The following is a 20,200-nucleotide window of genomic DNA, read 5'->3' on the forward strand; positions in this document are numbered from 1 at the left end:
GGTGTTAAAAACAAAATTTTTCAAAGCATGTCACGTAAAGCAACCTGCGCAGACAACGCTTCGATGGAGAACTTCTTTGGGATTTTAAAGCAAGAAATGTATTATGGGGAAGAATTGGTAAGCTATGAAGAATTAAAAAGACGAATTGAAGAATATATCTACTGGTATAACCATGAACGATCAAAAGAAAAATTGGCTGGGATGAGTCCAGTTGAATACCGAACTCACTCCAACCAATCAGCTGCATAATAAAAACTCTAACATTTGGGGGTAACCACCCATGAATAATTGATAAGGCTCTATTTTTTTATGTAGGTAGTTTAAGTTCACTTGGTAATTCCGAGGCAAACTCAACTTCATTAGAAACGATATACTTAAATAATTTAACAATAACTTATGTACAGATATACAAACTCCGTGCCTATTTTATAGGCTTTTTACAATCCTTCCGGCTGTTTCTTTACCATTTTTTATACAAGCTCCTATACCTACCCCATAATATGAACAACCCGCTAGAATTACATTAGGATATAGGGTGGCCATTTTTTTATTGAGTGAGTGAATAGCTTGGCTATGTTTTAAGTGGTAATTTGGCATTTGTTGATCCCAATTTGTCACTTCAACGTGTTTGGGTGTACCTTTCAGACCTAAACTCATTTCAATGTCTGTCAGAGCGGCTTGTACGAGTTCATCTTCATTCAATTGGTTTAATGATTCGTAAGCTGGATTAGAACTTTTATAGAAAAGTCTGACTAACAACTGTTGTTGTTTTGAAGTATGCTCCCATTTTCTACTGGTCCACGTACACGCATCACATTTTACATTACTATTTTCTGAAACAATAAAACCTGTCCCATCTGCTGGTAACTCATTGTCTGCAATATCAAAACCGAGATAAATGCTAATTAGCGATGAATTTTTTAATAAGTTAAAATCTAGATCTAGTTCTTCGTTCTTTAATATATTCTGCGAAACATCATGAGGTGTCGTTAATACAACATAATCCGCTTCAAGTTTTTTATCATTTGAATAAGTTATTTCATATTTGTTATTTTCGAAACGGATTGAGTTGGTGTTTACTCCTTTTACTATTTTACAATCCTTTAATTCTGCTTCAAACTGGTCAATCAATGCTGACAAACCATTATTAAACGAAATGAATTTTTTGTCTGCAGCCGCGAGAAATTGTTTTCTATTTTCTGCTAACCCTTTAATAATGCTACCGTACTTATTTTTATATTCAAGCAAATAAGGTAGTGTTGAAGCAATCGTTAACTTATTAAGGTCTCCTGAATACACACCTGATAATACAGGGGCAATCTGCTTTGCAACTAACTCTTTTCCTAGAAAATGTTCAAGAAACGATCCGATTGAGCTTTCGTGAGTGAACGTTTCGTTGTTGGTATCTAAATCTTTAAGCGCTTCATTTTTACCTTCTGTAGACACTAGTGTACTGCTAAATAAAGATTCTACACTTGTTGGGATACCAAACACCGTATCAACAGGAATAGCGTGTAACTCATTATTTGTATAAATATACGAAATCCCTGTTGCATTATAAACGACTTCGTCTTCTATATTTAACTCTTTAATTAACGGCATGACACTCTCGTGTCGTGCAACGATAGAATCTGCACCAGTTTCAATAATGAAATCCCTATTACGTACGGTATGGATTTTTCCACCCAAGTACTCATTTTTTTCCATTAAAATTAACTCAACTTCTAAATGTTTCTCTCTTTTAAGCTTTTGCAAATAATGAATCGTAGATAGCCCTGTAATTCCCCCACCGATAACAACAATTGTTTTCAATACATTTCAACTCCTAATAATCATTACCTACCTAATATAAATGATTTCACTATAAAGTGCTAGGCACCTATAGCACTCAATAGGTTCCTAGCACTACTTGTTCACTATCCTGTAAATATTTCCACATCAGGATAGCAGATATTCGACTTTTTTGGTCTTGCTAACGTAAATATTAACGCTAAAAAGTCCAATTCGTCAGATGTACATTATAAAATTATCACTTGTCTCCCTACTGATGTGTTCGATCTCTGGTTAATCCCATCGAAAGTCCTACAAGTACAGATTAGGGTTTTTGGGCAATGGTCATCATGTGCTTTATTCAACTTGGTGGTTTAGGGTAATCGTGTTTACTCCATAACGAAAAAAGCAGAAAAAACTTCGCAAACGTTTGTGTTCTTCAAATGTTTGCATTCATAAATAGGATTAGTATTTCATTAAATTGGGTCACTCTTCCAGTCATTTTATTAATGCTTCTAAGATCAATGTTACGATTTTCGCTAATTTTCCTTGTATATCCACTAATACTGATGCTGTATCCGCTTGCCTAAGCATCTTGAACCTCCCCTTTTGTTTGGTACTTATTATTATCAACAATGCAAACCTATCACCCGAGATATAAAAATTACTTTATAAGGCTCGAATGATAGATAATGGTACTCTAACAAATAGCATTTACTCTATCTTTCCTACGAATATGTGAGACCTCATTATGAGGTACGCCATTATATTTAGACATCAATGCAGAAGCCCCAATGATCATATCTCTAAGACCAGCAAGTGCTCCGATACATGATTGCCAGTGATGGTTCGCGAAAGACTCTGCTAATTTGCCTGTATATTCCCACTCTGCACATAAGAAAACTTTTTCCCACGGGATAAACACATCATTGAAAATAACAAGTGCTGTTCAATGTCCATAATTGAACTAAATGGAGCTTCAGCTGCTGGCTTTGCAATCATTTGTAAACCTGGTGCATCGACTTGAACGGCAAACGATACTGCGTAATCAACATCCTTTTCTTTCATCGCACGAGTTGGGAGCACAATAAACTCATGAACATAAGGATCCCCTGTTAAATTGGCTTTTGCCCCGCGGAAGACAATCCCTTTTTGATTTTTTTCAACGACACGAACATATAAATTTAATCGGATACTTGATCACAAAATTTCGTATAAGGCTGTAACGTCTTTACTATGACTCTCCATCGGATCAGAAACCTGCGATTTCCTTTTGTAGTCGTAGCATGAAATCTTTTTTTCGAAAAAACATTCACTGCAGCATCGATAATTTCTGCTCTTTTTCTAAAAATTAATCTTCAAAAAATCATAAATTTACCATGTGTTAATACAGTAACAGAATAAACAATTGCTAATGTAATAATTTGTTATTAAAATAAGTAATTTTTCATATATATTGATAAAACCACCACTGTTTTGAGAGATAAAAGTTATTGGTTTTGAACCACAACTAAGAGCTATTCATCATAAAATTAATTAAATGCAAGGGGAGAAAATTATGGCCATAAAACCACCACTGTTACAAAGTGGAGATACGATCGGATTAGTAACACTGGGCAGCCCTCTTGATGCTAATATTATTAACATGAGAATTCAGAATTTGAGAGATATGGGCTTTAATATCGCTTTTGGGAGGCACATGTATTCTTGGCAAGGAATCGCAGCTGCTCCTGCCGAGCAAAGATCTGAAGATGTTATGAACATGTTCCGAGACCCGAGTATCAAAATGATCCTTCCAACACGAGGGGGTACAGGAGTTCAGACTATCCTTCCTTATCTCGATTTTGATGTCATTAGAGAGAATCCCAAACTAATTTCTGGTTATAGTGACATCACGGTATTACTAAATAGTTTGTATCAGTACAGTAATTTAATTACGTTCCACAGCTTAATGCTTATCGATTTTAGACCTGACACACCTGCCTATAATTACAATCATTTTTTTTCAGCGACCTCTACATTAGTATCTCCGAGAATTATCGAAAATCCACCCGAAATGCCATTAATGAGTTTAGTACCAGGAAATGTAACTGGAGCAATTGTTGGAGGAAATATAGCTTCAATTGTAAATACTCTAGGTACTCCATTTGAAATTGATACAAAAGGAAAAATTCTTTTTTTAGAAGAAATTAATGCACCTACAACGATGATATATCGTTATTTCACACAATTACAAATGTCAGGGAAGCTTGATGATTCTATTGGTATTATCATGGGTGAATGTATAAATTGTCTTGCCTCTTATGGATCAACGTATGAAAATTTAATAAATGAATGGTTAGTTCCTTTAGGTAAACCGTTAATGGTTAACCTTGCTACAGGTCATGGACTGTATAAAGCGACGATTCCTATCGGTGCTAGGGTTAATCTTAATACGACAAAAAATACATTGACTGTAATGGAACCAACTGTTTCTCCTTAACTAAATTAATATTAAAAAGCAACACATAATTAGCGTATCAGGTTCACTTCAGGTGCAACCAATCATTTCAAATGATAACGTATAGGTTTTTAAATGAAAATTTATTATCTAAACACCCTTCGAATAGTTTATTCTCCCATTGGTTACGATAATATTTGTAATCAGGTCAAAATCACATTTCCTAGGAGGGTTTTAACTATGAACTTTTTTGATTGGTTAAACGGTGAAGACGAAACTCAGAAGGAAAGTCGAAAAGAAGTACGTAAAGTTGACCGAGCTACAGATACAGAATTTGCAGATGACAACGCACACCTGGACCTTCGTGAAGAAGAGTTAGATATTGACAAATATCGTGTGGAAACTGGCGATGTTGTGCTTCATAAGGATATCATCGAAGAAGAACAAACTGTTAATGTTCCAGTTGCTCATGATCAAGTAGTCGTGGAGAGAAAAGCAATTGATCGTGAACCAACTGATGAACCGATATCGAATGAAGAAACTGTCCACATTCCCGTTACTGCGGAAAAGATCGATGTAGATAAGCATACGGTTGTAACTGGTGAAATTTCTGCTCACAAACGTTCAGTTCAAGAAACTGAGCAAGTACGCGATGTAATTCATAAAGAAGTAGCAGACGTAGAAGCACATGGTGATACAGATGTTATTAATGAAGACCGGTAATTAAAGTACTGAGGCTGATTCGAAAAACGGTCAGCCTCTTTTCATATTTCACCACTTCAATGGGCATCATAATAATGTGAAATTTCCATCAGTGAGGTTCCTCCACTGATGTTTAGTTGAGGCCCACACGATGTGGTTTTCACGCAGCCGTTGCCACAGATCGTGGAGCATTTAGTTTGTATTCTTTTAGTTGTTACTGGCATTTATCGCCCACCTTATCCTTCTTTGATTTCTCGAAGTCTTGAGTGGGGGTATTACTGTCAGTTGTTGTGGGATAAAAAACTTTTACTCAGGAGGCTCTATGGGAAAATCTATTCTTATTGGTGTTATAATGGGAGGCTTAATAAGTTGGTTATTGGGCTTTACTATATTTACAGGAATTATCATTGGAGCAATTGTAGGTGGAATGCTTTACACAATACTGGCGAAAAAGAATCAAACAGCAGAAGAAACACAAAACAAATTTGATGATAATACATTGCAGTTGCGCGAAGAGGAATTAGATATTAAAAAAGAACGAGTGCAAACAGGTGAAGTAAAAATTCATAAAGAGGTCGTTGAAGAACCAAAAACCATCACAGTCCCCATTCGCCGCGAAGAAATGGTGATAGAAGCTGGGAGTGACGAAGTTTACCGTATTCCTGTTAAAGAAGAGGAAATCGAAATTAATAAACATCCAGTTAAAGTAGCCGAAGTTTCAGTATCAAAACGACAAATTGAAGAAATACAACAAGTGAAAGAAACCATAAAAAAGGAAACGGCTGAGCTTGAGGTTAAAGGTGTAGCAGATGTTCAGGAGGATAACAAAAAACACCACCCCCATAAAAAATGAGCCATATTAAACTGGCTCTTTCTTTATATTATCCTGTTTAAGTTTTTTTATGTCATAAAAATCCATTGCTACAAGGGAAGACCTCACCATATATTTAGCAATAGCGATCGTCATTAATGAATGAACCCAAGTCCAACCTTTATTGTACTTAATCAGTTGGGTATTCTTTTCTAACCACCATTCTGCCATGGCTTGTGGAAGAGCAAAGAACCAAACTTTGATAAGGGCTATCTTCCAGTTATCTTTTAAAGACATTCGACAATACCATGTTGTAACTAAAGAACATAAACAGTAATCGTAAAGAATACTACTTTGGTATACTTTAGGTAGAATTCTGACTGGATACTTCAAAAATCCTATCCTTTCTAATAACGGCGCAACAAATGTATTAGCGTATCCATTAAGTAAGAACGCCTTCATCCACTTTCTATAATCCTTTCCTATTATTGAAATAGGAACTGCTATTAATCCAAATGTTAAAAGGAACCGTAAAACGTTTTTTTCGAATTTGTTGAACAATGTGCTACTCCCTCCTCTCTTCACCACCTAATGATATTACAAATTATAATCTTTTTCTATTATTGTGGTTGTCCTGGTGGGTAATAATATGGGGGTATCTTTAGCCAGCCACGTTTCATCATTAATGCTTTTAAGCTTGTACCAAACGTAAGCATTTCGAGATGAAATTTAAACCAAAGCATGCCCATGTCATTTCTAATGGAATCAATTTGTCCTTTTGCACACATTGCTAGACACGTTGTTAATTTTAATGTAATGCCATTGGCAATTTCTTCGTCAGTTAGCTTTACTCCTAAAGGAATTGCATTTGGTTCAGAGTTTGGTTTTGGCGGAGTTGTTTCAGGTAAAGGGATTCCTTCTTTTTTCATGAAGTCACCTAATTTCTGTGCTTGGCTTTCACACATTCTTATTGCATCTGTTAACATTTCCTTTACCTCATCGTCTATCGTTGTATTTAAGCTCATCTCCTCAAATCTGATAAATTCTCCTAACGACGTAAGATACACCCAACAATCCATCGCTTCGCCAATATGTAATGGTGTTTTAGATGAAGTTAAATTATCAAATTCTTTACTTACTACATTCCAAACAGCTTCAAAAGTATTTGCCAACATTTTCACCCCTTTTTATCTATATTAAGTAGTTTTAATCTGAAACCTATAAATCATTCTTAGGGAATGGAAGTAATATTTACTAGTTAAGGCCCACACGATGTGGGGGTCACACAGACGTTGCCACAGAACGTGGCGCATTTAGTCTGTGTCATTTAGTTGTTACTGGCAGTTATTGAACTAATGACAAACGCGGATTATTAGAAAAAAACTGGCTCCGTTTTATGGAACCAGTTTATGAAATTAATCAAGAACGACTAAGTTTGAGAAGATATAAGAAGCTTATCAGGTTAATGTGAAATTGTTGAGTTAGTTTACTGACCTTTTTTATGAGTGGACTAAGCAATAATCGTATTAAACGAACCATTTTCATCGCCTCCTACCAAAAGTATTGGCAATAATCCATTTATCACTAGTGTTGCATTAAAAGAAACGAAATATTTAAAATACTATAAATCTTCAATTATTGATTGATTTGGATACAAAAAAATCCTTTACAATGGAAGTACAGGTGGTTCCTGTCCAAATCCAAAAGTAAAGGATATCAGCTATGGACAAGAATACACGATTATCTTCATTTGGTAAATGGGTTGCGCCCATAAATATAAAACTTTTTGATGAACAAGTTGAAAAGTATCAACTTGATAAGTACACAAAGAAGCTAAAAACACTCTCTTTTACTAAGCTTTTTCTTTATGCTCACTTAAATCAAATGGAAAGTCTCCATGATCTTAATACAGCACTGGCTGATGAGAAGTTACAGAAAGAACTTGGATTTAAATCAATCAGTGTCTCTCAGCTTTCTCGTAAGAATAGAGCGATAGACCCTGAGTTTTTATCAACTATCTTTCTTGAACTTGTACGTCTGATTCACCTCAAGACAGAAAAACGAAAAGCCATCCGACCGATTAAAATCATTGACTCTAGTACGATGCCACTCAATCTTACTCGTTGTCAGTGGGCCAAATTTCGAAAGACTAAAGCTGGCGTAAAACTTCACCTTAGGTTAGTTTACGTGGATCAGGAATTGGCATACCCAGAAAAAGCCATTATCACAGATGCTTCGGAACACGACCGAAACCAACTTGAAATACTCGTTGATGATAAAGACGCCATGTACGTGTTTGACCGCGGGTATGTTGATTATGAACGATTTGATCGTTATACAGATGATGGTATCTTTTTCCTATCCAGACTAAAGAAAAACGCAGTTATTCGAGAGATTGAAACGTTTAACATTCCAGAAGGTAGCCCAGTAACATCAGACAAAATGGCCTATATCGGCACAACACAAAAGCGATGTGAAAATGTGTTTCGTATTATTGAAACCGTTGATTCAAAAGGACAATTACTACGCTTGATTACCAATCGCTTCGATTTAACAGCTGAAGAAATTGGAGATCTATACCGTTCAAGGTGGGCAATTGAGCTCTTTTTCAAATGGTTAAAACAGCACGTAAAAATTAAAACTTTTTTTGGTTATAGTGAAGAAGCAGTTCACAATCAACTGTTTTTAGGACTGATTACGTACTGCCTTAGTGTACTTATCCAACTAGAAATCAAAAGTAAGCAAACACTTTTACAGATCACTCGATGGTTGAAGAGAACTTTATGGCGGCCAGTCCATGTATGGTTCAGTTATATTAGTCCCAAAGGGATTCCGTAAGAACTTTACTAGCTGACCGTCACTTAAGAACTAAATGTATAATTTTACCAAATGGACAGTACCACCTTTCGCTTGGTGTTGTCTTTTTAGCTCATTTGCCACGAAGTGCAAAATACAGAATATTCTAACTTATAGAATGCAGTTTTATGCAACACTAGTGTCCATTTATGTATTTTTATTTTTTAATGGATCAGCTGATTGATTTTGAAATAAAATAAAATCTTTACCAATAAAGTTAGCGAAACTGGGGGTGTTCCTATTCTCTATGACTACATTAGTTTAAACGAAATTTTGACTAAGAAATTTAATTCTTGGAGAAAATAATATAAATCAATGCGGTTTTTACCATCTATGCATTTAATACTAAATCAGCGGGGCGTACTTATGGAAAAAGAAACAATGAATACTAAGCAAAAATCAAATATGATGAATCGGCAATTATATTCTAAGCGCAATTTATGGTCTGGTATTTTATTTGGGGTCGGCCTAATTGCATTTTTTGATGAGGTTGTATTTCATCAACTACTACATTGGCACCATTTTTATGATCTATCAACAACTAGCATGGGGTTAATCTCTGATGGTTTGTTTCATGCCTTTAGTTGGTTTGCAACAATTGCGGGTTTATTTATGTTTGCTGATCTTAGGAGAAGAAACGCCTTATGGTTTACAAGGTGGTGGGGTGGTGTCTTTCTCGGTGCAGGAGTTTTCCAATTGTACGATGGAATTATTCAACACAAGTTAATGGGAATTCATCAAATTAGATATGTAGAAAACGTGATAGTATATGATGTCGTCTGGAATATTTTTGCTTTAGCCATTATTATCGTTGGGATAATTCTTATTAATCGGACACAAAATCACAAAACAACTGGAAGTACAGTAACAAATGATCATGTATAGTCATATTCACCCTGGAGAAGGAATACATCTTCACCATGCGATTGGAATTTTACCGCAGTTCATCTTAGCTCTACCATTTGTTTTAGGATTCGTACTGTATAGCATTGCAGTGTGGATTTCAAATCGTAAGTATAAACAAAAATGGCCCGTTTTTCGCACTGGATTATGGACGAGTGGGACTTTTTGTGCCATATTGGCAGTAGTTGGACCGTTAGCGGAAAAAGCACATGTTGATTTCACTGCACACATGATTGCTCATTTATTGCTTGGTATGCTAGCTCCACTTCTAATGGTAATAGCTGCTCCAATGACCCTTGCCTTACGTTGTCTCCCAATCACTCAAGCAAGACGACTTGCTAAGTTACTAGATACAATGCCCGTTCGAATTGTAAGTGATCCAATTGTTGCAACACTACTAAACGTTGGAGGTTTATGGATTCTATATACAACTAATTTATATACTGCCATGCACGAAATCACATTTTTACATATAGTTATTCATACACACGTATTTTTGGCAGGCTATGTTTTCACTTTATCCATGATTTATATTGATCCAAAGCCACATCATACGAGCCATGTGTACCGTTCTGTTGTTTTGGTAATTGCTTTGGCTGGGCATGGGATTTTATCAAAATATATTTACGCTCATCCACCAGCAGGAGTTTCTCAAACACAAGCAGAAATCGGCGCAATGCTCATGTACTATGGAGGGGATATCATAGATGCTATGATTATACTCATTCTTTGCTATCAATGGTATAAAGATACACGTCCTCGATTATTTTGGGAATCGGAACTGTACTCTTCTCAAAGTACTTGATATAAAAGTAAAACTTCCATCAGTGAAGGGGTTTCCTCTTCCTTTTCCCCCGACTGATGGTTAGTTGGGGCCCACACGATGTGGGTTCAATTAATATATTCGTTGAACAGATTTCATATAACGAGGGTTTGAACAAAAAAGGAGGACAGCTTTTAGATTAATGCCCTCCTCGTCTTATACTACTTTTAGTTGGTTTAGTTACTTAACGGTAAATATTATTATATAAATGTTTAAAGTATCTAAACTACGATTTTAAGTAACCATCTTTGTATTACTTATTTCTACCATTGCCATTTCCCTTGTCGTAACGATTCCTATGTTATTACTTTGATGAAATATTTCTGCAAGATGACCTGGATTATGATCTTGTTGATTTGAATAGCTAACGTCTTTACTTAGTTGAAATCCAAATAATAAGTAGGAACCTATCCCCATGAAAACAAACAATGGTTTAAATAGCCATTTTCTATTGTAGCCAATACGCGTTTGACTATCACCAGCACATAAAACGAAAAACAAGAGCAATGAGCTTATTGTAAAAGTAATAAAAATCATTAAAATAATAGAAGCTTCCGATCCTGATATCATATCACCTAACATTGCCCCCATCATACTTCCCATTAAGCCAGCCATAGCACCTTCGATAGCTGAGAGTATACCTAATGAAATTCCAGATAAAGCTCCAGCTAGTAATCCAAAGAATATAGAAATTATTGTAGAAAAATATAATTCACCTTGAAATAATACGCCAAACAAAACGCCACCAGTTAATCCTATATTCATAGAAACCGTCATCGATACGATCATCCTGTGCATCGGTAATAGTTTATCTTTGAGTAGGTAAGAGATGATAGTCATAACGATCATTGTAAGTAAGAGGCTGATAAGGATGTAATAATAAAATGGATTCAAGTTGTCCCCTCCTTACTTAATATTTATGACTACAAAACGCTGTACATGCAATAGAGTAAAAAAGATGTAAATCTAATTTTTATGTATACAAACTGAAAGATAAAAACCACATATTATACATGAACACGTGGTTTTTGCAACTAGATTATTTTTTTCACTTCTTACTTTAACTCCAGTTATCTTGATGGTTCTCCTTTTAATATTCTTTTTTTAAAAATATTCTCTCCCCTATGCCTTCGACGATAAAATGATCATTTGGACCAATGTTTAGTAGATTTCTAATCTCCTTAGGAATTGTAATTCTTCCTTGATGAAACACACATTGATTATGTGTGGATTCTTCTAAAAGGGGTTCGATAATAATCGTCTTGTCTTTATGGTAAACATAAACAGAGTATAGTTTTCCGTTGGCAAGGTTTAGTTGCTCCCTGACTTTTTTTGAAAAAGTAATTAAGCCACGGTTGGATATTTTACATACATTCACTTTTGAATCACCTTTATTACAAGAAATATTTAGTATAAGCTTAACAAGAATAAGTCAAGAAAATATGCAGAAACGAAAAATTAATTTAGAGCTTAGACAACTGTTTTAAAAAAAATCATCATAAAGTCTGGACTGCATATTTTCTCAACAATTTATGTTTAAACTTTTGTTATTATTTGTAAAGGTGATGATGATGAAATTTTCTATTAAAGTTGGTTTATGGTTCTTTTTATGTATATTGATTATCGAAACAGCTTTCCTTACAAGCGAGAGGAAATAGTCATCGCGATGTATTAGAAATCTCGTTTTATCACGATACGCTTCATCATATTGCGTTAATGGAAGCACAAGCAGATACTGAAGTGGTCATCACAAATACAAACCGAGACATAATAAAAACCTCGAGTCCGATAGACTCTGCTACTCAATTTATACTTGAAAAAGAAAACTTTAGTCATGCAGAAGGTGGACATATTCTGCAATCTGATTGGAAAAAGGAAAAATATATAGCAACGGTATCGCCATTTAATGATGGAAAAGGAAATCAAGGATACGTTTATATGCTTAAAAGTACAGATCATATTCAGGCATTTATTACCCATTTAAACCGCCATTTTCTTTTGGCTATAGTTCTTATTCTCTTATTTCTTTTCATTACGATTATCTTCTTATTAAAAGTATTAACGAAACCACTTGTCTCGATGAAGGAGGCGACGAAGAAAATTAGTAATGGAGATTTTTCAGTCACTGTCCCAATTAAGTCGAATGATGAAATCGGTGAGTTATCGAAATCAATTCAATCGTTAGCTAATGATTTGAATTATTTAAAAAAGGAACGCAATGAATTTTTGGCAAGTATTTCTCATGAACTTCGCACACCGCTAACTTATATTAAAGGCTATGCGGATATTGGAAGAAGAAAAACATTATCGGAAACTGAAAGAATGAAGTACTTGTATATCATCCATGAGGAATCTGAGCGTGTCTATCTACTGTTACAAGAATTATTTGATCTTGCCAAAATGGATCAAAACATGTTTACGATTCAAACGGAACGAGTCAATCTAAAACAGTTCATATCTTCCATCTATGAAAAAGCTCGACTCGTTTTCCATAATCAAGAAAAAGAATTGTTGTTTATGTGTACATCGGAACCGATTGTCGACATTGATCCGCGGCGATTTGAACAAGTGATCTTAAATCTATTAGATAATGCCCTTAAATATTCGCCAGAAAAGTCCATTACCTTGATCGAAGTACAAAGCATGAATAACGAAATTCTTATTAAACTCCAAGATGAAGGTAACGGCATCCCTAGTGAAGATTTACCACACATTTTTAACCGATTATATCGTGTTGATAAATCCCGTTCTAGGTTAACAGGTGGTTTTGGTTTAGGGTTGGCGATTGTAAAAGAAATTGTTGAAGCTCACAATGCTGATATAATAGTTGAAAGTAAAGTTGGCGAAGGGACATGTTTTATTATTCGTTTGAAGGAGATTAGTGATGAAAACCGTACTATTAGTTGATGATGAAAAACGTATGCTCGACCTCCTAGATTTATATATCACACCTTATGGCTATGAATGTATTAAGGAAACCTCAGGAATTGAAGCCATTGCATCCTTAGAAAAACAGAATGTAGACATTGTCATTCTTGATATTATGATGCCTGAAATGGATGGTTGGACTACCCTTGAAAAAATTCGGCAATTTTCGAACGTTCCGATCATTATGCTCACAGCTAGAAATGATAAGGGAGATATCGTAAAAGGGTTAAAAAAAGGTGCAGATGATTATGTGTCCAAACCTTTTGACGAAGGGGAATTACTTGCTAGAATAGAAGCGATCATTCGACGTACAAGTGATAAAACCGAAGACGGTCCTTTGTCTTTTCATGGATTAACAGTCGATCTAACGACGATCGAAGTTCAGTATCAAAATAAAAAAATTCCGATGACACCGAAAGAATTTGCGCTGCTCGAATTATTTTTAACCTATCAAAATAAAGTGTTCTCGAGAGATCACCTTCTATCCACTCTCTGGGGGCTTAAAGCAGATACTGAGGATCGCACCATTGATTCCCATATTCGAAACCTTAGGGAAAAACTTCGTAATGCGGGATTTCCTGCCGATGAACATTTGAAAACAGTATGGGGTATTGGGTATAAGTGGAGTTGATAGTGAGGACTCCGTAACTAATTAGTAGTACGGGTCTTTTTCTGCAGAAATATTATATTTCCCAGCCGATTTTCTTTACTAATTCAGGGAAGTCGATAAAAAGATTTCGATTCCCTTGGATTTCATAAATGGCTTTGTTCCTATGCTTTTCATATATGTCAACCGGGAATTCCTCATGCCATGTTTTCAATAAAGAAATGTTAAGGTTTTTCCGAAAACCTTTTCTTATTTTACTAGGGTAACGTAACAAAAAATAAAGAGTTGCCCGAGCAACTGTACCTTTTCCAAACTTCGGTTCAAAACGATCTGATTCGAAGGTACCACAGTAGTTACTATTACTTAACTTTCTTGGAACAGTTAAATATTCTCTGAAATCAAAATAAGGAAAATTTGACCGAGCATTGTTACAATTAGGTTCACAAACAAACAAATGATGTAAATCCCTTTCATCGGTTCTCCTCCATTAAACCAAGATTGTGGTACTACATGTTCCGTATTAAATCGGTGTTGTCTCGAAACGTTCATTACCTCTTCAGTCATCTTTTTACTATTAGACTGGTAATATAAAATTAGTTTTCTATATTGTTGAAATCACTTTTGAATGATCTCATAGTCTTCTTCAATTGCTTGTAATGGGTTCTTTCTTTCACCAGAATAAATTCCAATTAATTCTCCATTTGGTTGAAGGTCTACCCAAGAATATAACTTATCTTTACTAATGTAATAGGGATATTTGTATTGATGAGTTTTCGTAATTAAATCTTTAAACTCATGGACTATTTGTTAGGGTAGATTCCTATTTATTGTAATTTCGCGGTAATAATTCTCAATCCAAATTTCATCTTGTTTTTGATCATAATATAATTTTTTACTTGATTTGATTTTGTTTTGATTTTCGGTTAGGTTTACTACAAGAGTATCATGCTCACAGTTTTCCATACATTCTAACTCTTCCAACTGTAATTGGATAAGTTTGTTGTAAAGCATAATCTCCCTCCAAAATCTTAAGTTCATTCATTTTTAATTTTAGCTTTCTATTTTAAAATATCAGATAGTTATTAATAGTTAAATATGTAAAGTGAAAAAAAGGTGTGATTTATGCCTTTAGCTTAGTAAAGACTGTTCACAAAAATTAAAGGAGAGATCGACTATAATTTTGCTAAAGTCAATCTCTCCTCCTTTATACTTGAATTCAACTAAGCTATTTATCATGTATGTCAACCTAACATATATCCAAGCTATTGAGCAGGATACATTTCTTGTAAAAACGTTATTGATTGATTAATTAATGCCTTTAAGACATCAATATCAATGTCTGCGACTTTATTGATATACACACATGCTTTTCCTGTCGTATGCTTTCCAAAATCCTTTAATATCTCTTCTCGCTTTGTATCTCCTGTTACAAAATATAAACTAATTTTAGCTTTCCGAGGTGAAAAACCGACCAGTGGCGCATCGCCTTCATGGCCTGATGCATATTTATAATGATATGATCCAAACCCTATGATGCTTGGCCCCCACATTTTCGCCTTATACCCTGTTGTTTCAGTAAATATATCTAATAGCTTATAAGCATCTTCACGTTTTTTTGGACTTTCAACCGCTTCGATAAATTCAATCACACTATTATCAGTTTCTTTTGTTTTTAATTCGTACATTTATTTCTCTCCTTCCCTTATTAAAAAATTTTGATTTGGTTTATGGAAAAACTTTGTGATTATTAATCGATTACCTTCAAAAATTGTTATACAAACCCTAATTAATAATAAAATAAATACACTGTAACACACTTAGCTTCACTGGTCACAGTGTATACAATCAACAAACATTATTTAAAGTTTTTTTCCCACTCCATCAATTCGTCTAACCCTATTAATTGATTAAATTCTGGAAAATTGGTCATTCGGTCTAAACTTGGTTCGATGGTTCCATGACTAGATAGCGTTTCTAGCATTTCTTTTACAGCAAACGTAGCAGCAAACAAAACTGAGACAGGATAAAGTACTAATTTAAATCCAATTTGACCTAATTCCTCAATAGGTAGTAACGGGGTTTTCCCATGTTCCACCATATTAGCAACTAGTGGAATGTTAGGAAATGCTTTATGTATCGCTTCCATTTCCTGAATGGATTGTGGAGCTTCAATGAATAAAATGTCTGCTCCTGCATCTGCGTATGCCTTTCCTCTTTCAATCGCATCCTCAAAACCATTCACAGCTCTTGCATCGGTTCGAGCAATTATAAGGAAATCATCGTCAGTTCTAGTGCTTACGGCTGCCTTAATTTTTTGTGCATGTTCGTTTACTGAAACGACTTGTTTTCCTTCCATATGTCCACATCTCTTTGGGAAGACTTGATCCTCTAAATGAATGGCTGCAATACCAGCTAATTCATATTCTTGAACCGTTCGCTGAACATTAATTATATTTCCATAGCCTGTATCTGCGTCTGCGATTAATGGTATATCAACTGCCGCTCCCATGTTTTTTGCATTTTGAACCATTTCAGTTAATGTTAAATACCCATAATCTGGCTTCCCAAGAATGTTAGCCGTTGTTCCATACCCCGTCATGTAAACGACTGAAAATCCAGCTTGTTCAACTAATTTTGCTGTTAAACCATTATAAGCTCCTGGTGCCATAATTGGCTTCTCACTTGCGAGTAGTTTACGTAATATTTCTCTTTTTTTCATCTCGCCGCCTCCCATTCATTTTCTTTAATCACTATAGATTAGTTAACCAATTTCATTTTTAAAGATAAACGAAATTTATTCCCTGTTTGGTGCTTCATATTTTAATTAAATACAGCAGATGCTGTTGTCTCGTTCATTTCCCTATAGAATTGGAGAAAGTAATCGAGAAATTGATTCTTTAAAACGAATGAATTTTGATCGTTTTTCATATTTTTGTTGAGTCAATTCAGTACAGAATTCCATATCTTTTTCGAACACTTGAGCCAACTTTTCAGATGTTTCAACATCATAAATAAAAGCGTTCACCTCAAAATTTAGTTTGAAACTTCTCATGTCAATATTCGCTGTTCCAACAGAATTGATTATCCGATCAACAACAAGCATTTTCGCATGAATAAATCCTTTTTCATAAATGTATACTTTAGCACCAGTTTTAATGAGTTCACCAACATGGGATAATGTTGCCCAGTATACAAAAGGATGGTCAGGCCGATCTGGGATCATAATTCGAACATCTTTACCTGATAAAACCGCTATTCGTAGTGCATCTAAAAGACTTTGATCAGGAATAAAATAAGGCGTTTGAATATAAATCGATTCTTTGGCTGACATAATCATATAAATATAACCATTCTTCACTTGTTCCCGTTCTGAATCAGGTCCACTCGATACAATTTGAATAGCCGCTTTTCCTTGTATTGGTTTTTGGGGAAAATAGTGAGGATCGTAATTAATATAATAGTGTTTAGACGCGTGGTTCCAATCTAAGATGAACCTTTTTTGAATAGAATCTACTGCAGGTCCTTTAATTCGTAAATGCGTATCTCTCCAATAACCAAACTTTTTATTCAACCCTAAATATTCATCGCCAACATTAAAACCACCAATATACCCTAAGTACCCATCGACATTTACTAACTTACGATGATTTCTGTAATTTAAACGCAAGTTAATCCAAGCGAGTTTCGAAGGGAAGAATACTCCAACTTCTCCACCAGCTGCTATTAAGTCAACAAAGTCCTTTCGTTTTAACTTACGTGAACCTAACTCATCATACAATACCCTAACTTTTACGCCTTTTTTTGCTTTTTCGACGAGGGCTTGAATAATTTGTTTTCCTAGCCCATCATTTTTAATAATATAATATTGAATATGGATAAAGTTTTTTGCATGTCGAATATCTTCTAGTAACGTATCAAACTTCTTACTTCCGTCCACAAGAATTTCAACTTCATTTCCTTTCGTTAACATCGCATCGTTGTTAATGAGGTGCATGTAAATTAAATCCTTATATTTTTCAGTAGTTGTGTCATCAAACTGAAATTCTGAATGTTTTATTTGATCAATTTGTTTAGCAATTACTTGATCTATTCCTATTTTTTTCGTCCCTTCAGCATCAAATAAACGCTTTCTTGTTAAATTTTGACCGAGGAAAAGATAAATAATAAATCCAAGGAAAGGAATAAAAAATAAAATTAAGATCCATGCCCATGTAGCACTTGCATCTTTTCGCTCGATAAAAATAATAATACTGGCAAATAAAATATTTATAATAAACATGACTGCTACTAATATTGAATAAATCTCCATTTGTCATATCCTACCTAATCTTAGTTTATTACTATTATTTTACCATGGATTTAAATCAGTGAACCCTTTTTTATACCCGAAAAGGCTCAACCTATTTTATTTTGAGGTTGAGCCTTGCTGACTTATAAATAGCTATCGTTGTTGATTTTAACAAAACTAGTTTGAGTCGCTACTTTTATTTCGTTCTAGGTAGAGTTCAATTCATAAATTTATACAGATTTCTTTATCGGTTTTGTAAGGTGTACATTGCACCCAACATCGATACTTTTTTGTTTATCTTCTTTTAAAGCATGAGCACAGTTAATGCAATAATAGGTGTTTCCTTTTTTCCTTCTTGCTGTTCGATTTTTCTTATTTCCTTTGTCGCAGTGTACCCATCCATAACGGGCATTTGAATGTCCATCAAAATAACATCATACTTATTTTCCTTAAACTTTTCTACTGCAATGGCTCCATGCTCAGCTATATCAATTTCCCAATTTAACCCTTTTAAATAAGCGTTTATGAGGTGCCTATTATCAATGGAGTCTTCAACGAGCAGGAGTTTCACTTTATTATTTTTGGGATTTGTTGTTTCAATGATAACTTCTTTCTTACCAACATTTCCTTGATTTTGCTGTATGTCTCCAATAGCTGCCAAAAGAGTTTTTTTACTAATGGGTTTTAATAAATAACTCAACTTTCGCACACTGAAATAGGCAGGTAGACCTTGATGTAGTTAGGTAAGCCTGCAATCCAGTGTTGTAGTTGACATTGAATTAATTTTTGAATCTTTTTGTTACTTTCTTTTAGAATATCTTGAAGAAGCTCGATTAGCTGCCCAAGTGCAACAGCCCAATCAAGATCACTGATTTCATCACATAATTCATAGAATAGACCGCCTAATGTTCTTTGGTCTGTGCTACAACGGTTCTGCCAAGAGAGTACAATGTATCTAGTAAACACAATCGTGGTATGACAAATCAAGGAGTCATAAGAACGACCTTGAAACTCCTTTTGTAGCTTTAATAATGACTTTGTTGTTTTAAAAAAGACTTCAATGTCCCAGCGAATTCCATAGATACGAATGATTTCTTGTTCACTTAAACAACAATCTGTACTTAAAATTGCCAACCATTTGCTCTTTTTATTACGATTGCGGACAAAGACAATTTTGACAGGAATCCCATTCGCTTGTGTGGTATGAATCGAACGAAGAATTCCCTTCTTACCCTGGATAGGAGTGGCTAAGTGATACAGTTCTTTTAGACCGAACTTCTTTCCTTGGATAAGATAACGTTGCTTTAAGTTTTTCACCATGCCAATGACATCAAGACCTTGATCCTTGATCTCTTTAATAAGCGGCTGATGTGTAAACCAAGTATCCATCAGCACATAAGAGGCTTCAATTCCCGAGTTCATGGCACGCTGAACCATCGATGGAATTTGTTCAGGTGAAGATTGTAATGCTTCGACACGTCGCTTATAACCAGAACTGCGTTTATCAATTTTATCTGATATTCCATTGATGACACTGTTTTTAGAGCTCAATAAGGAAAAGTCTACAGGCATAAACGTTGTACCGTCAGACCAACCCAATGTAAGCATACGAAAGCCTTTGTAAAAGCGCATTTTTTGAGAAGCGTGGTCAAAACAACGCGCAAGAAGTTCAACTGATTTACTTCGATTTTTATCATAAGAAGAATCGTCAACAATCAGCACTTTGATACGCTCATGATTCGTAAGGTTACTTACTTTTTCAATCGAGTGTGTGCTTAATAAGAGTAGAAACCTTCTCCATGAATAAGTGGAATGGTTTAAGAAACGATAGACCGCGTCTTTAGCTGGAATATCCGTAGATTTCCTACTTTCGAGTGTTCGAAACCAGTTTTTGTTTTCAAAGATCAAACAGAAAATGAGCTGAAATAAATAAGCACAGGTAAAGCCAAAAGACTTGGTAATTCCAGCTTTTCTAAGATGTTTTAACACTTTTAGTTCTTTAAAGGTAGATTTTAATTCATTTGGTAGTTGCTTAGTTTGGTCATTATTCGCTATCATATAGAGGACACCTC

The 20,200-nt window shown here is 34.9% G+C and carries 22 protein-coding genes and 1 pseudogene; 9 read left to right on the top strand and 14 right to left on the bottom strand.

The window, feature by feature from the left end; genetic code table 11:
- On the top strand, window positions 1-249 hold a 249-nt coding region (locus BK574_RS27380; protein ID WP_158211557.1), incomplete at its 5' end, for an IS3 family transposase.
- A gap of 177 nt (window positions 250-426) precedes the next feature.
- Here BK574_RS27380 and BK574_RS06565 read toward each other — a convergent pair.
- From BK574_RS06565 to BK574_RS06575, 3 genes are all read right to left on the bottom strand, one after another.
- Window positions 427-1,812 (bottom strand): protoporphyrinogen oxidase, encoded by a 1,386-nt coding sequence (locus tag BK574_RS06565; protein ID WP_078428009.1) that lies wholly within the window; start codon window positions 1,810-1,812, stop codon window positions 427-429.
- 658 nt (window positions 1,813-2,470) lie between these two features.
- On the bottom strand, window positions 2,471-2,695 hold the full coding sequence (locus BK574_RS29180) for a 4-hydroxyphenylacetate 3-hydroxylase C-terminal domain-containing protein (protein WP_158211558.1): 225 nt from the start codon (window positions 2,693-2,695) through the stop codon (window positions 2,471-2,473).
- Window positions 2,635-2,964, bottom strand: a complete 330-nt coding sequence (locus BK574_RS06575) for a 4-hydroxyphenylacetate 3-hydroxylase N-terminal domain-containing protein (RefSeq protein WP_078428011.1) — start codon at window positions 2,962-2,964, stop codon at window positions 2,635-2,637. The genes BK574_RS29180 and BK574_RS06575 overlap by 61 nt, the downstream gene beginning before the upstream one ends.
- Window positions 2,965-3,328: 364 nt before the next feature.
- Here BK574_RS06575 and BK574_RS06580 point away from each other — a divergent pair, with 364 nt between their 5' ends.
- From BK574_RS06580 to BK574_RS06590, 3 genes are all read left to right on the top strand, one after another.
- Complete coding sequence (locus BK574_RS06580) at window positions 3,329-4,252, top strand: S66 peptidase family protein (protein ID WP_075388641.1); 924 nt, start codon at window positions 3,329-3,331, stop codon at window positions 4,250-4,252.
- Window positions 4,253-4,450: 198 nt separating this feature from the next.
- Window positions 4,451-4,933 carry a YsnF/AvaK domain-containing protein gene (locus tag BK574_RS06585; RefSeq protein WP_075388640.1) on the top strand — a complete coding sequence of 161 codons (483 nt, stop codon included), beginning with the start codon at window positions 4,451-4,453 and terminating at the stop codon, window positions 4,931-4,933.
- Window positions 4,934-5,234: 301 nt separating this feature from the next.
- Window positions 5,235-5,765, top strand: coding sequence for a YsnF/AvaK domain-containing protein (locus BK574_RS06590; protein WP_078428012.1), 531 nt, complete (start codon window positions 5,235-5,237; stop codon window positions 5,763-5,765).
- 6 nt (window positions 5,766-5,771) lie between these two features.
- On the opposite strand, the gene BK574_RS06595 is transcribed toward BK574_RS06590, so the two are convergent.
- Entirely contained in the window at window positions 5,772-6,284 is a 513-nt protein-coding gene (locus tag BK574_RS06595; RefSeq protein WP_078428013.1) for a CBO0543 family protein, read from the bottom strand.
- Between the two features lie 59 nt (window positions 6,285-6,343).
- On the bottom strand, window positions 6,344-6,898 hold the full coding sequence (locus BK574_RS06600) for a DUF3231 family protein (protein WP_238457970.1): 555 nt from the start codon (window positions 6,896-6,898) through the stop codon (window positions 6,344-6,346).
- 547 nt (window positions 6,899-7,445) lie between these two features.
- Here BK574_RS06600 and BK574_RS06605 point away from each other — a divergent pair.
- The 3 genes from BK574_RS06605 to BK574_RS06615 all read left to right on the top strand — a co-directional run bounded on the left by BK574_RS06605 (window position 7,446) and on the right by BK574_RS06615 (window position 10,287).
- Window positions 7,446-8,561 carry an IS4 family transposase gene (locus BK574_RS06605; RefSeq protein WP_078427739.1) on the top strand — a complete coding sequence of 372 codons (1,116 nt, stop codon included), beginning with the start codon at window positions 7,446-7,448 and terminating at the stop codon, window positions 8,559-8,561.
- A gap of 384 nt (window positions 8,562-8,945) precedes the next feature.
- On the top strand, window positions 8,946-9,464 hold the full coding sequence (locus BK574_RS06610; RefSeq protein WP_420796929.1) for a DUF2243 domain-containing protein: 519 nt from the start codon (window positions 8,946-8,948) through the stop codon (window positions 9,462-9,464).
- The gene (locus BK574_RS06615) at window positions 9,457-10,287 is read left to right on the top strand and encodes a cytochrome c oxidase assembly protein (protein WP_338020583.1); all 831 of its coding nucleotides are present in this window, start codon (window positions 9,457-9,459) and stop codon (window positions 10,285-10,287) included. The genes BK574_RS06610 and BK574_RS06615 overlap by 8 nt, the downstream gene beginning before the upstream one ends.
- A gap of 252 nt (window positions 10,288-10,539) precedes the next feature.
- Here BK574_RS06615 and BK574_RS06620 read toward each other — a convergent pair whose 3' ends face one another.
- Window positions 10,540-11,199 (bottom strand): hypothetical protein, encoded by a 660-nt coding sequence (locus BK574_RS06620; RefSeq protein WP_078428016.1) that lies wholly within the window; start codon window positions 11,197-11,199, stop codon window positions 10,540-10,542.
- Window positions 11,200-11,395: 196 nt separating this feature from the next.
- Window positions 11,396-11,683: an AbrB/MazE/SpoVT family DNA-binding domain-containing protein gene (locus BK574_RS06625; RefSeq protein WP_158211559.1), complete on the bottom strand. Its 288-nt coding sequence runs from the start codon at window positions 11,681-11,683 to the stop codon at window positions 11,396-11,398.
- 338 nt (window positions 11,684-12,021) lie between these two features.
- Between BK574_RS06625 and BK574_RS06630 the strand changes: the two genes are divergently transcribed.
- Window positions 12,022-13,212 carry a sensor histidine kinase gene (locus tag BK574_RS06630; protein ID WP_338020584.1) on the top strand — a complete coding sequence of 397 codons (1,191 nt, stop codon included), beginning with the start codon at window positions 12,022-12,024 and terminating at the stop codon, window positions 13,210-13,212.
- On the top strand, window positions 13,190-13,864 hold the full coding sequence (locus tag BK574_RS06635) for a response regulator transcription factor (RefSeq protein WP_078428018.1): 675 nt from the start codon (window positions 13,190-13,192) through the stop codon (window positions 13,862-13,864). Before BK574_RS06630 ends, BK574_RS06635 begins: the two co-directional genes overlap by 23 nt.
- 52 nt (window positions 13,865-13,916) lie before the next feature.
- Here the strand turns inward: BK574_RS06635 and BK574_RS06640 are convergent.
- The 7 genes and pseudogenes from BK574_RS06640 to BK574_RS06670 form a co-directional block, all read right to left on the bottom strand.
- Window positions 13,917-14,300 (bottom strand): annotated as a pseudogene (locus BK574_RS06640) (endonuclease); the annotation flags it as partial.
- Window positions 14,301-14,647: 347 nt separating this feature from the next.
- On the bottom strand, window positions 14,648-14,851 hold the full coding sequence (locus BK574_RS06645) for a hypothetical protein (RefSeq protein ID WP_078428020.1): 204 nt from the start codon (window positions 14,849-14,851) through the stop codon (window positions 14,648-14,650).
- Between the two features lie 251 nt (window positions 14,852-15,102).
- Window positions 15,103-15,525 (bottom strand): DUF1801 domain-containing protein, encoded by a 423-nt coding sequence (locus tag BK574_RS06650; RefSeq protein ID WP_078428021.1) that lies wholly within the window; start codon window positions 15,523-15,525, stop codon window positions 15,103-15,105.
- A 170-nt stretch (window positions 15,526-15,695) separates the two neighbouring features.
- Window positions 15,696-16,559 (bottom strand): isocitrate lyase/PEP mutase family protein, encoded by an 864-nt coding sequence (locus BK574_RS06655; protein ID WP_078428022.1) that lies wholly within the window; start codon window positions 16,557-16,559, stop codon window positions 15,696-15,698.
- 141 nt (window positions 16,560-16,700) lie between these two features.
- The gene (gene cls, locus BK574_RS06660) at window positions 16,701-18,149 is read right to left on the bottom strand and encodes a cardiolipin synthase (protein ID WP_078428023.1); all 1,449 of its coding nucleotides are present in this window, start codon (window positions 18,147-18,149) and stop codon (window positions 16,701-16,703) included.
- A gap of 283 nt (window positions 18,150-18,432) precedes the next feature.
- Window positions 18,433-18,789: a response regulator gene (locus BK574_RS06665; protein ID WP_218970548.1), complete on the bottom strand. Its 357-nt coding sequence runs from the start codon at window positions 18,787-18,789 to the stop codon at window positions 18,433-18,435.
- Window positions 18,790-18,824: 35 nt separating this feature from the next.
- Window positions 18,825-20,186 carry an IS4 family transposase gene (locus BK574_RS06670; protein ID WP_078428025.1) on the bottom strand — a complete coding sequence of 454 codons (1,362 nt, stop codon included), beginning with the start codon at window positions 20,184-20,186 and terminating at the stop codon, window positions 18,825-18,827.
- Between the last annotated feature and the right edge of the window lie 14 nt (window positions 20,187-20,200).

The sequence above is a fragment of the Alkalihalobacterium alkalinitrilicum genome (genome assembly GCF_002019605.1).
Classification (GTDB): Bacteria; Bacillota; Bacilli; order Bacillales; family Bacillaceae_F; genus Alkalihalobacterium; species Alkalihalobacterium alkalinitrilicum.

Coding starts and splice junctions, on each gene's coding strand:
- BK574_RS06580 (WP_075388641.1), top strand. CDS start 3,329: ATGGCCATAAAACCACCACTGTTACAAAGTGGAGATACGATCGGATTA.
- BK574_RS06585 (WP_075388640.1), top strand. CDS start 4,451: ATGAACTTTTTTGATTGGTTAAACGGTGAAGACGAAACTCAGAAGGAA.
- BK574_RS06590 (WP_078428012.1), top strand. CDS start 5,235: ATGGGAAAATCTATTCTTATTGGTGTTATAATGGGAGGCTTAATAAGT.
- BK574_RS06600 (WP_238457970.1), bottom strand. CDS start 6,898: ATGTTGGCAAATACTTTTGAAGCTGTTTGGAATGTAGTAAGTAAAGAA.
- BK574_RS06605 (WP_078427739.1), top strand. CDS start 7,446: ATGGACAAGAATACACGATTATCTTCATTTGGTAAATGGGTTGCGCCC.
- BK574_RS06610 (WP_420796929.1), top strand. CDS start 8,946: ATGGAAAAAGAAACAATGAATACTAAGCAAAAATCAAATATGATGAAT.
- BK574_RS06615 (WP_338020583.1), top strand. CDS start 9,457: ATGTATAGTCATATTCACCCTGGAGAAGGAATACATCTTCACCATGCG.
- BK574_RS06630 (WP_338020584.1), top strand. CDS start 12,022: ATGGAAGCACAAGCAGATACTGAAGTGGTCATCACAAATACAAACCGA.
- BK574_RS06635 (WP_078428018.1), top strand. CDS start 13,190: ATGAAAACCGTACTATTAGTTGATGATGAAAAACGTATGCTCGACCTC.
- BK574_RS06645 (WP_078428020.1), bottom strand. CDS start 14,851: ATGCTTTACAACAAACTTATCCAATTACAGTTGGAAGAGTTAGAATGT.
- BK574_RS06650 (WP_078428021.1), bottom strand. CDS start 15,525: ATGTACGAATTAAAAACAAAAGAAACTGATAATAGTGTGATTGAATTT.
- BK574_RS06655 (WP_078428022.1), bottom strand. CDS start 16,559: ATGAAAAAAAGAGAAATATTACGTAAACTACTCGCAAGTGAGAAGCCA.
- cls (WP_078428023.1), bottom strand. CDS start 18,149: ATGGAGATTTATTCAATATTAGTAGCAGTCATGTTTATTATAAATATT.
- BK574_RS06670 (WP_078428025.1), bottom strand. CDS start 20,186: ATGATAGCGAATAATGACCAAACTAAGCAACTACCAAATGAATTAAAA.